The sequence below is a fragment of the Halarchaeum sp. CBA1220 genome, from assembly GCF_003721175.2.
In the GTDB taxonomy this organism is placed as follows: Archaea; Halobacteriota; Halobacteria; order Halobacteriales; family Halobacteriaceae; genus Halarchaeum; species Halarchaeum grantii.
This window is the reverse complement of the sequence record NZ_CP054707.1, coordinates 998,145-1,013,150: the sequence shown is the minus strand read 5'-3', so window position 1 is coordinate 1,013,150 and position 15,006 is coordinate 998,145. Positions and strand designations below refer to the sequence as shown.

The window sequence follows — 15,006 nt, the reverse complement described above, 5'->3', positions numbered from 1 at the left end:
TAATGAGCGATCCGGATGCAGGGGAGGACGAGGCTGACGCCTCGTCGGGTCGGCGACGACGGGACGCGCTCGACGAACCACCGGAGGGTGTGCCCGCCGATGCCGGGCCGCCACCGCGCCACGACGCGCCGAGCGGCGGCCCGCGCGAGGAACTCGACGCCGAACCGCCAGCGTCGGAGACGAAGCCCGAGCGCGTGAAACGGGAGGTACTCGAACCCGTCCGCGAGTTCTTCGCAGAACGCGCCGACGACGCCGTCCCCGCCGACGCGACGCCCGAGGAAGCGGAGGCGATTCGGGCGGAAGCGACGCCGAGCGAGGAGTTCTTCGCGGAGCGCTGGTTCGACTTCGCCTACCTCGAGGAGTACGACGAGGTGGAGCGCTACTGGGTGAACGAGCCGTTCGCGTACATCTCCGTGCTCTACGACCCGGACGCGAAGACGTATCGCTACCACGTCAGCGAGCCCGTCCTCGACGACTTCGAGCGCTACGTCCGCGAGGACCTCGTGCGCATCCTCCGGAACAGCCTGATGTATCAGGAGCTCGACGACGACGCGGCCGACCGCGAGACGGTGTTCCGCCGCCGCGCCGAGGAACTCATCGAGGAGCACGCCGCAACGGTCGAGGCCGGCACCGTCCAGAAGCTCCTCTACTACCTCCTCCGTGACTTCCTCGACTACGGCCGCGTCGACCCGATGATGCGCGACGGGAACGTCGAGGACGTCTCCTGTGACGGCGCGGACGTCCCCGTCTACGTCTACCACCGCGCGTACCGCGACCTGCGCTCGAACGTCCGCTTCGACGAGAAGCGCCTGAACAGCTTCGTCGTCCGGCTCGCCCAGCGCGCCGGCAAGCACCTCTCCGTCTCGGACCCGCTCGTCGACGCCTCGCTCCCGGACGGCTCGCGCGTCCAGCTGACGCTCGGCGGCGACATCGCGACGCGCGGATCGAACTTCACCGTCCGCAAGTTCGCGGACGTCCCGTACACGCCGGTCGACCTCGTGAAGTGGAACACCTTCTCCGTCGAGCAGATGGCGTACTTCTGGCTCGCCATCGAGAACAACCGCTCGCTCGTCTTCGCGGGCGGCACCGGCTCCGGGAAGACCACGAGCCTGAACGCCGTGAGCTTCTTCATCCCGCCGGACTCGAAGGTCGTCTCCATCGAGGACACCCGCGAGATAACGCTCCCGCACGAGAACTGGATCCAGTCCGTCTCGCGCGCCTCCGTCTCCTCGACGGGCCGGGGCGAGGTCGGCACCTACCAGCTCCTCCAGGCCTCCCTGCGCCAGCGCCCCGAGTACATCCTCGTCGGCGAGATCCGGACGGAGCAGCGCGTCGCGCTCACCTTCTTCCAGGCGATCTCGACGGGGCACACGGCGTACACGACCGTCCACGCGGACACCGTCGAGGGCGCGCTCGCGCGCCTGCAGAACCCGCCGCTCTCCGTGCCGACGCAGATGCTCCAGGAGCTCGACATCCTCTCCGTCCAGAAGCAGATCTACGAGGGCGAGCGGCGCGTCCGGCGCAACCAGTCCGTCACGGAGCTCCGGCAGCCCGGCGACGGCGGCGAGGACGTCGAGACCCACGAGGTGTTCCGCCGCGACCCGAAGACGGACGACCACGAGCGCGTCGCGGACTCGAAGGTCATGCAGGACATCGCGGACTCGCGCGGGTGGGACGAGGAGACGGTGGTCGAGGAACTCGACGCGCGCGAGGAGGTGCTTCGCTACCTCGTCGAGAACGACGTCACCGACTACGGCGCGGTCGCCGGCGTCATCCACACGTACACGAAGGACCCCGGCTACGTCCGCGAGGGCGTCCGAGACGGGTCGCTCGACCCCGAATCACTCGCAATCGACGGCGAGGAGCGATGAGCGCGGGCGACCGAGGCGACGAGCTCGGCGGCCTCCCCGAGTACGAGGTCGGCCAGTACTTCCCGGAGCGCCCGGCGTTCGACCGCGAGGACCTCGAGCGCCTCCGCGAGGAGTACGGCCGAGTGCGCGCGTACGCGAAACTCCACCCGGAGCGCTTTCGCGACCTCCAGCGCTGGCTGAATCAGGGGCGCGTGGGGACGACCTACGACCTCTACGTCGCCCGGAGCGCGCGCTACGCGGGCTACGCGACGGTCGTCGGCCTGCTCGTCGGGGTCGTCGTCGCGTACGTGCTCGCGAACAGCGGGCTCCTCGCGGGCCTGCGCTCGCCCGTGCCGGTGCGCGGGGGCGGCCTCGTCGACCTCGTGAGCGCGAACAAGGTCGGCCTCGCGGCGTCGCTCGTCGCCGTCCTGCTCGCCGCCGCCGCCGGAATTGGGACGTTCGCCGGACGCTACTACTACCCCGCGATGGTCGTGAGCACGCGGCGCGCGAACGTCGAGTTCGTCCTCCCGCACGCCATCGTCTACATGTACGCGCTCTCCTACGGCGGGATGAACCTCGTCGAGGTCGTCGAGAAGGTCGCGGACGCCGAGGACGCCTACGGCGAGGTGGCGAACGAGTTCGAGTCGGTCAGACGGGACGTCGACCTCTTCGGGAACGACCTCCTGACGGCGCTCCGGAACACGCGCAACCTCACGCCGAGCGCGAGCCTCGAGCGCTTCCTCGACGACCTCGTGAGCGTCCTCGACGCCGGCGGGGACGTGACGGCGTTCTTCGAGGAGCAGTCCGACGAGTACCTCCGGAACGCGAAGGAGGAACAGGAGGACTTCCTCGAGACGCTGAGCATCTACAGCGAGATCTTCATCACCGCGTTCGTCGCGACGCCGCTCTTCCTCATCGTCATCCTGATGGTGATCTCCTTCCTCGGCGGGCAGAGCCTCGCGCAGATGTACGCCCTCATCTACGTCGCGCTCCCGGTCGGGATGGGCGCGTTCCTCTTCCTCGTCTCCGTCCTCTCGAGCGCGTACTCGTACCCGCCGACGACGCTCGACGTCGAGGAGTTCGCGGACACCGCGCTCGCGGGCGACGCGCTCGCGGGCGACGAGCGCTACGCGGCCTACCGGGACGTCCAGCGCCGCGAGCGCATCGAGGCGTTCCTCTCGGACCCGCTGCGCGCCGTCAGGGACGACCCGCCGCTCGCGCTCCTCGTCAGCGTCCCGCTCGCGCTCGTCCTCGCAGGCGCGGTGGCCGTCGGCGGGTTCGTCCCGCTCGACTACGCGCGCTTCCTCGAGGCGCCCGCGCGCAACACCGCGCGCCTCGTCGTCTACCCGCTGCTCGTCGCGGTGGTGCCGCTCTCGCTCTTCCACGAGCTGAAGCGCGGCCGCGAGAGCGCCATCGTCCGACGCTTCCCGAGCACGCTCAACATCCTCTCGAGCGCGAACAGCATGGGCATCCCGTTCACGGACGCGCTCGAACTCGTCTCGCGGTGGTCGACGGGGACGCTCGGCCAAGAACTCCGGCTCGTGCGCAACGACATCCAGTGGAACGGCGACGTCTCGCGCGCGCTCGTCGCGTTCGCGAACCGGCTGAACATCCCGCAGCTCTCCCGGACGATGAAGCTCGTCGCGGACGGCTCGCGCTCGACGGGCGACCTCGCGCGCGTCCTCAGCATCGCCGCCGACGACACCCGCGAGCGCTACCGCATCGAGCGCCAGCGCCGCCGCGAGATGAGCTCGTACATCGCCGTCGTCCTCATCGGCTTCCTCGTCTACCTGATGGTAATCGTGCTCCTCGATACGAGCTACATCCAGCCGATTGCGCGCCTCGCCGCCGAGCAGGGCGCCCAGCAGGTCGGGCAGATCGGCGGGCCGATCTCGCTGACGAACGTCCCCGTGAACACCTACCGCATGCTCTTCTTCCACTCGGTGCTCATCCAGGGCGTCGGCGCGGGCCTCCTCGCCGGGAAGCTCGCGGAGAACGACGTCCTGAGTGGGCTGAAGTACTCGATACTGCTCGTGACGCTCGCGCTCATCGCGTTCGCCTTCATCTGATCATGCCACGAAACCGACCCTCGACTCCGGACTCCGACGGCTCGAATCGCGCGACCGACAGGGGCGTCTCCGAGATACTCGGCGCCATCCTCCTCTTCGGCCTCCTGATCGCCATGCTCGTGCTCGTGCAGGTGGGCGCGGTGCCGGGGTGGAACCAGCAGGTGGAGTACCAGCACGACCAGCGCGCGCAGGGCGACATGGCTGAGCTCGCGGACGCCGTCTCGCGGGTCTCCGCGACCGGCATCGCCGAATCGGTCGCGGTCGAGCTCGGGACGACCTACCCGGTGCGGCCGTTCCTCCTCAACCCGCCGCCGGCGAGCGGGACGCTCCACACCGTCGACCGCGGGCCCGTGACGATACAGAATGCGGTCGCGAGCGAGCGCGACGTCCGGGACTACTGGACGGGCGAGACGCGGAGCTTCGAGACGGCGGCCGTCGCGTACGACCCGGACTACAACGAGTACGCGAACGCGCCGACGACGGTGCTCGAGGCGGGCGCGCTCTACAACGACTACGACGAGGCCGACCGCGCGCTCGTCCTCGGGGGCTCGAAGCCCGTGAGCGGGGAGACAATCTCGCTGACGACGCTCACGGGGAACCTGAGCGAGAACGGCGTCCGGCCGGAGTCGGTCGCCGTCCGCGCGTCGAGCGCGCCGACGCAGACGGTCGCGGTCAGCGGGCGGAACGGCGACCCGATCACGCTCTCGGTGCGGACGTCGATGCCGCTCGCGACGTGGCAGTCCTACCTCGAGGGCCAGTACGTGGCGAACGGCGGGCACGTGCTCGCGGACAGCCTCGCGCAGACCGCACCGCCGAACGAGCGGGGCGTCCGAACCATCCAGTTCGCCCTCGAGGGGTCGGTGACCTACGACCTGCGCCTCTCGCGCGTCGCGGTCGGTGACGGCGGCGCGAAGTCGAACGCCACCTACCTCACGAAGGTCTCCGGCGGCGGCTACACGCCCGCCGGGAGCCGGACGGAGCTCGTCGCGCAGGCCCGCGACGCCTACAACGCCCCGACGTCGGGCGTCCCGGTCACGTTCAGCGCGCCGTCCGGGACGTTCGTCGACGGCGGGTCGACGGTGACGGTGACGACGGGGTCGGACGGCCGGGCGACGGCGACGTACGTCCCATCGAGCGGGACGGCGAACGTCGAGGTGTCGGCGTCGAGCGAGCTCGACGGCGCGAGCGGGACGAGCGCGGCCGAGCGGACGACGTTCGACGTCAGCACGGTGCTCTCGACCGGCGGGGGCGACGACGACGGGGAGCCGAACCCGCGCGAGAGCGACGGCCCCTACCTGAGTTCGGTGACGTACGTCAACGGCTGGAACGGGAACAAGTGGTTCGAGGCGACGTTCGCGAACGACGGGGGCGGGACGCACACGTGGGTGAGCGCCCGCCTCGCCTTCTACAACAAGCAGGTGAATCCGGCGGACCAACTCCCCGAGTACGTCGACTTCTACGCTTCGACGACGGCGACGACGGGGACACGCCTCGAGCTCCGGGGGCCGTACGAGCCACTGGGCACGCCGATCACGTTCTCGGGGGCGAGCACGCGGACGATCCGACTCGACCCCGGGCAGACGAAACAGGGCGGTGACGTGCAGTCCGGGGACTTCATGGTGATCAGCGTGAAGTACGCGGACGGCTCGACGGACACCTACTTCGTCGGCGCGGAGAGCACGACGTCGAAGAAGGACCCGAAGAACTAACCCCGTCTCTCGGACACTCCGGGTATGGACCCCGGGAAGGTCGAGCGCGAGTTCTTCGACGAGCACATCTATCCGCGCCTCGGCGCCGCGCGCGAGGACGTCCGCCTCGGGCCGACGCACGGCGCGGACTTCGGCGTCGTCGACGTCGGCGAGTCGGTGGTGGCGCTCGCGACCGACCCGGTCTTCGTCCTCCGCGAACTCGGCGTCGAGCGCGCGGCGTGGTTCGCCTTCCACATCGTCGTGAGCGACGCCGCGCTCTCGGGCATCCCGCCCTCGCACCTCAGTATCGACCTGAACCTCCCGCCGGACACCACGACGGAGTACTTCGGACGGCTCTGGGAGGTCTTCGACCGCGAGGCACGCGAGCTGGGGATGGCGGTCACGACCGGGCACACGGGCACGTACGCGGGGTGCGCGTGGCCGACGGTCGGCGCGGCGACGACGCTCGCGGTGGGCGACCCTGACGACCTCGTGGTGCCGACGGGCGCCGAGCCGGGCGACGTCCTCGTCTGCACGAAGGGGCCGGCGATAGAGACGACGGGACTCCTGAGCGTGCTCTACGGGGACGCGCTCGACCTCCCCGCGTCGACCGTCGCGGCGGGGCGGGCGCGCTTCGAGGAGGCGAGTCCCGTCCGGGACGCGCTGACGGCGGCGGCGGCCGGGCCGGTGACGGCGATGCACGACGCGACCGAGCGGGGCGTCGACAACGCCCTCCACGAGCTCGCCGCCGCCTCGGGCGTCGCACTGGACGCGGAGCGCGAGCGCTTCCCCGTCGGCGACGGCGTCCGCGAAGTCTGCGAGGCCTTCGACCTCGACCCGTGGGTCACCTCGAGCGAGGGCACCGTTCTCCTGACGGTGCGCCCGGACGGCGTCGCGGACGTCCTGCGGGCGCTCGACGCGGAGGGTGTCAGGGCGGGCGCGGTCGGCGAGGTGCGCGCGGGGAGCGGCGTGACGATGGACGGCGAGGCGCTGGCGAAGCCGACGAGCGACCCGCTCTGGGAGGCCTACGAGCGCGGGAAGGAGCGATACGGCGTGCAGACGGAATGGCCGTAGCTCGCGTGAAATGCGGCGGAAAAACGGCGCGACGACGCGCGTCGCACCCTGCTCGTATCTACTGCTTGTGACGAGAACCACTTAAAGAACGGGCGGGCGCGACGGCGGCGTCGCGACTCGGCGGGAAGTGGTGGGCGCCCCAGAAGGCGGGGCGACCCTGCTCGTATCTACTTCTTGTGACGAGAACTACTTAAAGGACGGCGAGCGGTGGTGTTTTACTCGCAGACGGCCACCTACCGCCATGACCGAGACGCCTGCGCGTGACGGGGTGAGGGCGGCGTGACCGGCATCGTCGAGGAGTTCCTCGCGCTGAAGGAGGGGACGGACGCGGACGTCCTCGCGATGCAGGTCGGCGACTTCTACGAGTTCTTCGCGGAGGACGCCCGCCTCGTCGCCGACGAACTCGACCTGAAGGTCTCCGAGAAGTCGAGTCACGGCTCCTCCTACCCGATGGCCGGCGTCCCCCTCTCGGAGCTGACGCCGTACCTGAAGTCGCTCGTCGAGCGCGGCTACACCGTCGCCGTCGCCGAGCAGCGCGGGAGCGACGACACGACGCGCGAGATAACGCGGAAAGCGACGCCCGGCACCCTGCTGGAGGCGACGGGCGCGGACGCGCGCTACCTCGTGAGCGTCGTTCGCGACGGCGACGCGTGGGGGCTCGCGGCGGTGGACGTGACGACGGGCGCGTTCCACGTCACCGAGCTGGCGGGCGAGCGGACGGCGCTCGCGGAGCTCGGGCGCTTCGATCCCGAGGAGGTGCTCCCCGGTCCCGACGTTCGCGACGACGAGGGCGTGCTCGACGCCCTGCGCGAGGACACGGACGCGACGCTCACCGTCCACGCCACGGACGCGTTCGCGCCGGGCCGCGCCACCCACCGCGTGCGCGAGCAGTTCGGCGACGGGACCCTCGACGCCATCGGCGTCGCCCCCGAGGGGGCGGGTGCGCGCGCGGCGGGCGCGGCGCTCGACTACGTCGAGGAGACGGGCGTCGGCGTCCTCGCCTCGCTGACGCGCGTGCAGGCCTACGAGGCGGACGACCACGTCGCGCTCGACCCGACGACCCGCCGGAACCTCGAGCTGACGGGGACGATGCACGGCGAGCGCGCGGGGTCGCTCGCGGCGACGCTCGACCACACGGTGACGTCGATGGGCGCGCGCCGCCTCGAAGCGTGGCTCCTCCGGCCCGTCCAGGACCGCGCCGAGGTGGCGCGCAGACACGACTGCGTCGCAGCGCTCGCCGGGGACGCCCTCGAACGGGACGCGGTGCGCGAGACGCTGGACGGCGCGTACGACCTCGAGCGCCTCGCGGCGCGCGCGACGAGCGGGAGCGCGGACCCGGCGGCGATACGGCGCGTCGCGGACACGCTGGAGCGACTGCCGGCGCTGCGCGAGCGCCTCGCCTCGTCGCCCGCGCTCGCGGACTCCCCGCTGAAGGGGATTCTCGACCGCGTGGACGCCGAGGCGGCCGAGGACCTGCGCGAGACGGTGGACGACGCGCTCGCCGACGAGCCGGGCGGGGAGACGGGCATCTTCGCGCGCGGGTACGACGCGGAACTCGACCGGATCGCCGAGGAGCACGACGCCGTCGTCGCCTTCTTCGACTCGCTCGCCGAGCGCGTGAAGGCGGAGACGGAGCTCTCGCGCGTGACGGTCGACCGGAACAAGACGGACGGCTACTACGTGCAGGTCGGCCACTCGCAGACCGACCGGGTGCCCGAGCGCTTCCGGGAGGTGAAGACGCTGAAGAACTCGAAGCGCTATCGCACCGACGAACTCGACGAGAAGGAACGCGACCTCGTGCGCTTGGAGGAGGAGCGCGCCGCCCGCGAGCGCGAGCTCTTCGAGGCCCTCCGCGAGGAGGTGGCGGCGCACGCGTCGCTCCTGCAGGACGCGGGCCGCGCGCTCGCGGAGGTGGACGCGCTCGCGTCGTTCGCCGAGCACTCGTCCGCGAACCGCTGGACGCGCCCCGAACTCCGGGACGACCGCGAGCTCGACGTCGTGGCGGGGCGCCACCCGGTCGTCGAGCAGACGGTGGAGTTCGTCCCGAACGACGCGCGCCTCACCGACGACCGGCGCTTCCTCGTCGTGACGGGGCCGAACATGAGCGGGAAGAGCACCTACATGCGCCAGACGGCGCTGATCGTGTTGCTCGCGCAGGCCGGGAGTTTCGTGCCCGCCGAGTCGGCCGAACTCGGCCTCGTGGACGGCATCTACACGCGCGTCGGCGCGCTCGACGAACTCGCGCAGGGGCGCTCGACGTTCATGGTGGAGATGCAGGAGCTCTCGAACATCCTCCACTCCGCGACCGAGGACTCGCTCGTCGTGCTGGACGAGGTCGGGCGCGGGACGGCGAGCGACGACGGCATCAGCATCGCGTGGGCGGCGACCGAGTACCTCCACAACGAGGTGCGCGCGAAGACGCTGTTCGCGACGCACTACCACGAGCTGACGGCGCTCGCCGACCGCCTCGACGGCGTGCGGAACGTCCACGTGGAGGTCGACGACGAGTCGCACTCGTCGTCTGCAAGCGGGACGGAGTCCCGCCCTGTGGACGAGCGAAACGATGGGGAGAGCGTGACGTTCCTCCGGACGGTCGCGGAGGGGCCGGCGGACCGCTCCTACGGCATCCACGTCGCGGACCTCGCGGGCGTCCCCGAGCCCGTGGTGTCGCGCTCGCGCGACGTCCTCGCGAAGCTCCGCGCTGACGAAGCCATCGACGTCCGGGGCGGTGCGACCGGGGGCGAGGAGACCGAGCAGGTGGTCTTCGACCTCGGGAGCGGCGAGCTCCGGACCGGAGCCGGGGCGGACGGCGGTGCGGGTGCGGCGTCGGGCGACGCGACTGCGGCGACCGGTGCGGACCCCGAGGCGGGCGCGGACGCGAGCGCCGGGGCCGAAGCGGACGGCGGACGCGCGGGCGGCGAGGCGGCGCTCGACGCCGACGCGCGCGCGGTGCTCGAGGAGGTGCGCGGCGTCGACATCAACAACACGTCGCCGCTCGAGTTGCTCCAGCGGGTGAACGAGTGGCAAAAGCGGGTGAGCGAGCGCGATGAGTGAGGAGATACGCGAACTCGACGCGACGACGGTCGAGCGCATCGCGGCGGGCGAGGTAGTCGAGCGGCCCGCGTCCGTCGTGAAGGAGCTCGTGGAGAACAGCCTCGACGCGGACGCCTCGCGGATCGAGGTCGAGGTGGACGGGGACGGCACCGAGCGGGTCGCGGTGCGCGACGACGGCGTCGGGATGACGCGCCCGGACGCGCGCGTCGCCGTCCAACAGCACACGACGTCGAAGATACGGGACGCCGACGACCTCGCGAGCGTGGCGACGCTCGGCTTCCGCGGGGAGGCCCTGCACACGATTGCCGCCGTCTCGAAGACGACGGTGACGACGCGCGCCCGCGAGGGCGACGGCCCCGCGACCGAACTCCGAATCGAGGGCGGGGAGGTCGAATCCGTGGGCGCGGCGGGGCGCGCACCCGGGACGACGGTCGAGGTGCGCGACCTCTTCTACAACACGCCCGCGCGACGCGAGTTCCTGAGCGCCGCGAGCACGGAGTTCGGGCACGTGAACCGCGCCGTCTCCAGATACGCGCTCGCGAACCCGGACGTGGCGGTGTCGCTCTCACACGACGGGGCGGAGACGTTCGCGACGCCGGGCGACGGCGACCTCCGGGGGGCGATGCTCGCCGTCTACGGCCGCGAGGTCGCGGAGTCGATGATCCGCGTGGACGCGACGCCCGACGGGCCGCTCACGCGCGTCTCGGGCTACGTGAGCCACCCGGAGACGACGCGCTCGACGCGCGAGTACCTCGCGACGTACGTGAACGGCCGCTACGTGAGCGACTCGGTGCTCCGGGAGGCGCTCGTCGAGGCGTACGGCACGCAGCTCGCGGCGGACCGCTTCCCGTTCGCGGTGCTGGACGTCGAAATACCCCCGGAGGCGGTGGACGCGAACGTCCACCCCCGGAAGATGGCGGTGCGCTTCGAGGACGAGGCGGGCGTCCGCGAGGGCGTCACCGAGGCGGTGCGCGACGCCCTGCTCGAGGCGGGGCTCGTGCGCTCCCGGGCACCGCGCGGCGCGTCGAAGCCGCGCGACGCGACGATAACGCCCGAGCGCGACGGCGTGGCGAGCGAGCGCGGCGGCTCGGAAACGAAGGGAGCCGAGCGGTCGCGGGGCGCGTCGTCGGGGGCGACACCGGCGTCGAGCGGCGAGTCGTCCCGCCGGCGCGGACGCTCGCGGAGCGATTCGACGGACGGGAGCGCGGGAGTCGGCAGACGCGACGGGACGGGAGGGGTTTCGGGCGCGTCGCGGAACGCGCGCCTGCCCGGTACGGGTCACGCGGACGAGTCACCCGAGCGCGAGCGCCTCCCGGAGATGCGCGTGCTCGGCCAGCTCCACGACACGTACGTCGTCGCGGAGACCCCGACGGGGCTGGTGCTCGTGGACCAGCACGCGGCGGACGAGCGGGTGCGCTACGAGGCCCTCCGCGAGGAGCTCGGCGAGTCGCCGGCCTCCCAGGCGCTCGTCGCGCCCGCCGAGTTGGAGGTGACGGCCGCCGAGGCGGCGGCGTTCGAGGCGTCGCTCGCGGGGCTCCGCGAAGCGGGCTTCGACGCCGAGTTGGACGGCCGGACGGTCGTCGTCTCGGCGGTGCCGGCGGTCTTCGGGCACGTCCTCGACGCCGAGTTGGTGCGGGACGTGCTCGCGTCGGCGGCGAGCGCCGTCGGGGACGACGACGTGCGGTCGGCGGCGGACGCGGTGCTCGCGGACATGGCGTGCAAGCCCGCGATAACGGGGAATACGTCGCTCACGGAGGGCGACGTGACGGCCCTGTTGGAGCGCCTCGACGCCTGCGAGGAGCCGTGGGCGTGCCCGCACGGCCGGCCGGTCGTCGTCGAGCTCGACGAGGCGGAGCTCGACGCGCGCTTCGAGCGCGACTATCCGGGCCATCAGGACCGCGCGCCGGAGTAGGGCGGCGTGGCGGAGGATTCATATACTGGTAGTGGTAAGCACACTCATGGACGGTGGCCTCGAAGACCCACTGACGATGCTGGCCCCGGAGACGACCGACGGCGAGGCGTGGCGCGCGGACGACCCCGTGCTGTTGGTCGGCCTCCTGCTCGTCGCCGTCGAGTTCCTCGCGCTCTTCGTCCTCGTTGGGTGAACCGGCGGGAATCCCGGTCATTCATTTAGGGCGCCGTCGTCACCCGAGATATGAGTGATCTCGTGACGTTCGGCGAGACGATGCTGCGCCTCAGCCCGCCCGGGCAGGAGCGCATCGAGCGCGCGACCGAGCTCGAGTTCCGCGCGGCGGGCGCGGAGAGCAACGTCGCGGTGAACGCCGGCCGCCTCGGCGTCGAGGCGACGTGGCTGTCGAAGCTCCCGGCGTCGCCGCTCGGCCGGAAGGTAACGGCGACCGTCGAGTCACAGGGCGCCGACGCGGACGTCGTCTGGAGCGAGGAGGGCCGACAGGGAACCTACTACCTCGAACAGGCCTCGAAGCCGCGCGCGACGAACGTCGTCTACGACCGCGCGGACGCCGCCGTGACGACGGCGACCGCCGACGAACTCCCCACCGAGCGCGTCGAGGGCGCGCGGTACTTCTACACCTCGGGCATCACGCCCGCGCTCTCCGACACCCTCGAGGAGACGACCGCCGACCTCCTCGAGCTCGCGCAGGAGGCGGGGACGACGACGGCGTTCGACGTGAACTATCGCTCGAAGCTCTGGACGCCCGCCGAGGCGCGCCCCGTCCTCGAGTCGCTCTTCCCGGACATCGACGTGCTCGTGACTGCCGAGCGCGACGCCCGCGCGGTGCTCGGCCTCGAAGGCGACGCCGAGCGGATCGCGCGCGACCTCGCCGACGAGTGGGGCTTCGAGACGGTGGTCGTGACGCGCGGCGCGGCGGGCGCGCTCGCGCTCCACGCGGGCGACGTCACCGAACAGCCCGCCGTCGAGGCGGACACCTACGACGCCGTCGGGACCGGGGACGCGTTCGTCGGGGGCTTCCTCGCGCGCCGCCTGCAGGGCGACGGCGTCCCCGCCGCCCTCGAGTACGCGGCCGCCGTCGCGTCGCTCAAGCGCACGATTCCGGGCGACACCGCGCTCGTCACGCCCGACGAGGTCGAGGCCGTCCTCGAGAAGGCGGGCGACGGCATCGCGCGCTGAGGCCGCCGAAGCGCTCGGCGCGCCGAGGGGTGGCCACAACGCATTTTCGCCCGACGCCGCGACGCTGAACACACATGGTTCGACAGACTGCGAGCGCGATAGCGGTCGCGCTCCTCCTCGTCGCCGGGGCGGTGCCCGCGTCCGCCGCGGCGGCGTCCGGTGAATCGCACGCCTACGCCGGTGCGCACGTCACCTTCGACGTGCAGGGCTCGGCGGTGACCGACTACGCCGTCGACGGCGAGACGGTCGTGGAGCGCATCGGCGTCCAATCGACTTCGCGGGCGTCGAGCGGCGGGGGCGGCGTGCTCGGTGCGGACGGCGGCCTCGACCTCTCGGCGACGGCGAACGTCGACCTCGCCGGCCTCACGCTCGGCGCGACGACGGCGACGTCCGCGACCGTCGAGGCCGAGAGCGGCGCGACGCTGACCGCGCACGACGAGAACAACGGCGTCCTCGTGGTGGAGGCGGGCGACGAGTCGCAGGTCGTCGTGGCGAACCTCTCCGCCGACGCCGAGGCCACCGCCGACGGCGACCGACAGGTCGAGGTGACGACCGCGTCGGGTGCGGAGGCGACGTTCCTCGCGGTCGGGAACGCGAGCGTCACCGTCACCGACGACGGGAACGTCAGCGGGCAGGTCGGCGCGAACGGCACCGTCGTCCTCCGCGCCTACCCGGACGGGAAGTCGGCGGCCGACGAGCGGACCGAGGAGCTGATCGCGTCCGGGCGGGCCGCCGGTGAGGTGTACGCCGGCGCGGCCGCCGACACGAGCGCCGAGGCGTCCGCGAGCGTGGTGACGTACGCGAACGAGACGACGATCACGGCGGCGCAGAGCGCCGAGAACACCGTGAACGTCACCGTCGAGCGCGCCGACGAGACCGGGAAGGTCCTCGTCGCCACCGTCTCGGAGGCCGCCGTCGGCTCGACGGAGGACCTCGACGTCGCGGTGAGCGGCGGCGCGGCCGCCGAAGTCTCCTCGTACGGCGAGCTCGAGGCCGCGCTCGGGGGCGACGAGTCGGCCTACATGGTGACCCGAGAGGCGTCCGGGAACGCCACCGTCTACGTCGCGTTCGACCACTTCTCCGCGCGCACCGCTTCCATCAGCGGCGCGGACGGCGACGCCCAGCAGTCGGGTACAGAGACGTCGAGCGCGACCGAGTCCGGCGACAGCGGGGGCGCGACCACGAGCGGCGGGTCGCCCGGCTTCGGCGTGGTGCCGCTCGCCGGCGCGCTCACCGCGCTCGCGGTGTTCCTCGCGCGCCGCGACTGAGGCGCGCCCCGACTCGTTCTATCGGCGTCGAGTGTTCAGGCGCGCACTGTACAGCCGCCGGTGTACTCGACGTCCTCGACGGAGTCGATGGCGGGGTCGTCGCCGCAGACCGGGCAGTCGGGGTTCGACGCGACCGGCACCTCCTCGAAGCCGACGGACGCGGCGTCGTAGTGGAGCATCCGCCCGGTCAGGAGGTCGCCAACGCCGAGGACGGACTTCACGGCCTCGGTCGCCTGCAGACAGCCCACGGTCCCGGGGAGCACGCCCAGAACGCCCGCCGTCGCGCAGTCGGGGACGGTGCCGGGTTCGGGGGCTTCCGGGAAGACGCAGCGGTAGCAGGGGCCGTCGGGCGTGACGGTGATGGCCTGCCCCTCGAACTTGTAGATGGCGCCGTGGCTGAACGGCACGCCCGCGAGCACGCAGGCGTCGTTCACGAGGTAGCGCGTCCCGAAGTTGTCGGTGCAGTCGACGACGAAGTCGCGGCCCTCGATCAGGGCCGTGGCGTTCTCGGTGGAGAGGCGCTCGTGGTGCGTCTCGACGTCGACGTCCGGGTTCAGGGCCTCGACGTAGCGCCGCGCGGAGTCGACTTTCGGCGTGCCGACGTCCGCGTCGCGGTGGATGATCTGGCGCTGGAGGTTCGAGCGCTCGACGGCGTCGTCGTCCACGATGGCGAGGTGGCCGACGCCGGCGGCGGCGAGGTACTCGATGACGGGCGAACCGAGGCCGCCCGCGCCGACGACGAGGACGTCCGCGTCCAGGAGCGCGGCCTGCCCCTTGGGACCGACGTCGTCCATGATGATGTGCCGGGAGTACCGGTCCAACTGGGTGGGGTCGAGGTTGAGGTCGGCCATATCGGGGCAAGGAGAGCGAGCGCCTAACGGGTGTCGGTGGGGG

General features: G+C 71.9%; 10 protein-coding genes. 9 read left to right on the top strand and 1 reads right to left on the bottom strand.

Annotation, left to right across the window (positions count from 1 at the left end; genetic code table 11):
* Positions 1 to 2: 2 nt before the first annotated feature.
* From EFA46_RS05455 to EFA46_RS05415, 9 genes are all read left to right on the top strand, one after another.
* Positions 3 to 1,871, top strand: a complete 1,869-nt coding sequence (locus tag EFA46_RS05455; RefSeq protein WP_123074266.1) for a type II/IV secretion system ATPase subunit — start codon at positions 3 to 5, stop codon at positions 1,869 to 1,871.
* On the top strand, positions 1,868 to 3,919 hold the full coding sequence (locus tag EFA46_RS05450; protein WP_123074267.1) for a type II secretion system F family protein: 2,052 nt from the start codon (positions 1,868 to 1,870) through the stop codon (positions 3,917 to 3,919). The genes EFA46_RS05455 and EFA46_RS05450 overlap by 4 nt, the downstream gene beginning before the upstream one ends.
* 2 nt (positions 3,920 to 3,921) lie before the next feature.
* On the top strand, positions 3,922 to 5,628 hold the full coding sequence (locus EFA46_RS05445; RefSeq protein WP_123074268.1) for an Ig-like domain-containing protein: 1,707 nt from the start codon (positions 3,922 to 3,924) through the stop codon (positions 5,626 to 5,628).
* 24 nt (positions 5,629 to 5,652) lie between these two features.
* Positions 5,653 to 6,681: an AIR synthase family protein gene (locus tag EFA46_RS05440; RefSeq protein ID WP_123074269.1), complete on the top strand. Its 1,029-nt coding sequence runs from the start codon at positions 5,653 to 5,655 to the stop codon at positions 6,679 to 6,681.
* Positions 6,682 to 6,960: 279 nt separating this feature from the next.
* Complete coding sequence (mutS, locus tag EFA46_RS05435) at positions 6,961 to 9,735, top strand: DNA mismatch repair protein MutS (protein WP_123074270.1); 2,775 nt, start codon at positions 6,961 to 6,963, stop codon at positions 9,733 to 9,735.
* Entirely contained in the window at positions 9,728 to 11,647 is a 1,920-nt protein-coding gene (gene mutL, locus EFA46_RS05430) for a DNA mismatch repair endonuclease MutL (RefSeq protein ID WP_123074271.1), read from the top strand. Before mutS ends, mutL begins: the two co-directional genes overlap by 8 nt.
* A 46-nt stretch (positions 11,648 to 11,693) precedes the next feature.
* On the top strand, positions 11,694 to 11,840 hold the full coding sequence (locus EFA46_RS05425) for a hypothetical protein (RefSeq protein ID WP_176969841.1): 147 nt from the start codon (positions 11,694 to 11,696) through the stop codon (positions 11,838 to 11,840).
* A 50-nt stretch (positions 11,841 to 11,890) separates the two neighbouring features.
* A complete protein-coding gene (kdgK1, locus tag EFA46_RS05420; RefSeq protein ID WP_123074272.1) occupies positions 11,891 to 12,844 on the top strand; it encodes a bifunctional 2-dehydro-3-deoxygluconokinase/2-dehydro-3-deoxygalactonokinase in 954 nt (317 codons plus the stop codon).
* 74 nt (positions 12,845 to 12,918) lie between these two features.
* A complete protein-coding gene (locus EFA46_RS05415) occupies positions 12,919 to 14,112 on the top strand; it encodes a hypothetical protein (RefSeq protein ID WP_123074273.1) in 1,194 nt (397 codons plus the stop codon).
* Positions 14,113 to 14,147: 35 nt separating this feature from the next.
* Here EFA46_RS05415 and EFA46_RS05410 read toward each other — a convergent pair whose 3' ends face one another.
* Positions 14,148 to 14,963 (bottom strand): molybdopterin-synthase adenylyltransferase MoeB, encoded by an 816-nt coding sequence (locus EFA46_RS05410; RefSeq protein WP_123074274.1) that lies wholly within the window; start codon positions 14,961 to 14,963, stop codon positions 14,148 to 14,150.
* Between the last annotated feature and the right edge of the window lie 43 nt (positions 14,964 to 15,006).

What these genes read in the sequence shown, in the direction of transcription:
- EFA46_RS05450 (WP_123074267.1), top strand. Translation starts at nt 1,868, where the DNA reads ATGAGCGCGGGCGACCGAGGCGACGAGCTCGGCGGCCTCCCCGAGTAC.
- mutL (WP_123074271.1), top strand. Translation starts at nt 9,728, where the DNA reads ATGAGTGAGGAGATACGCGAACTCGACGCGACGACGGTCGAGCGCATC.
- EFA46_RS05445 (WP_123074268.1), top strand. Translation starts at nt 3,922, where the DNA reads ATGCCACGAAACCGACCCTCGACTCCGGACTCCGACGGCTCGAATCGC.
- EFA46_RS05440 (WP_123074269.1), top strand. Translation starts at nt 5,653, where the DNA reads ATGGACCCCGGGAAGGTCGAGCGCGAGTTCTTCGACGAGCACATCTAT.
- EFA46_RS05415 (WP_123074273.1), top strand. Translation starts at nt 12,919, where the DNA reads ATGGTTCGACAGACTGCGAGCGCGATAGCGGTCGCGCTCCTCCTCGTC.
- EFA46_RS05455 (WP_123074266.1), top strand. Translation starts at nt 3, where the DNA reads ATGAGCGATCCGGATGCAGGGGAGGACGAGGCTGACGCCTCGTCGGGT.
- kdgK1 (WP_123074272.1), top strand. Translation starts at nt 11,891, where the DNA reads ATGAGTGATCTCGTGACGTTCGGCGAGACGATGCTGCGCCTCAGCCCG.
- EFA46_RS05410 (WP_123074274.1), bottom strand. Translation starts at nt 14,963, where the DNA reads ATGGCCGACCTCAACCTCGACCCCACCCAGTTGGACCGGTACTCCCGG.
- EFA46_RS05425 (WP_176969841.1), top strand. Translation starts at nt 11,694, where the DNA reads ATGGACGGTGGCCTCGAAGACCCACTGACGATGCTGGCCCCGGAGACG.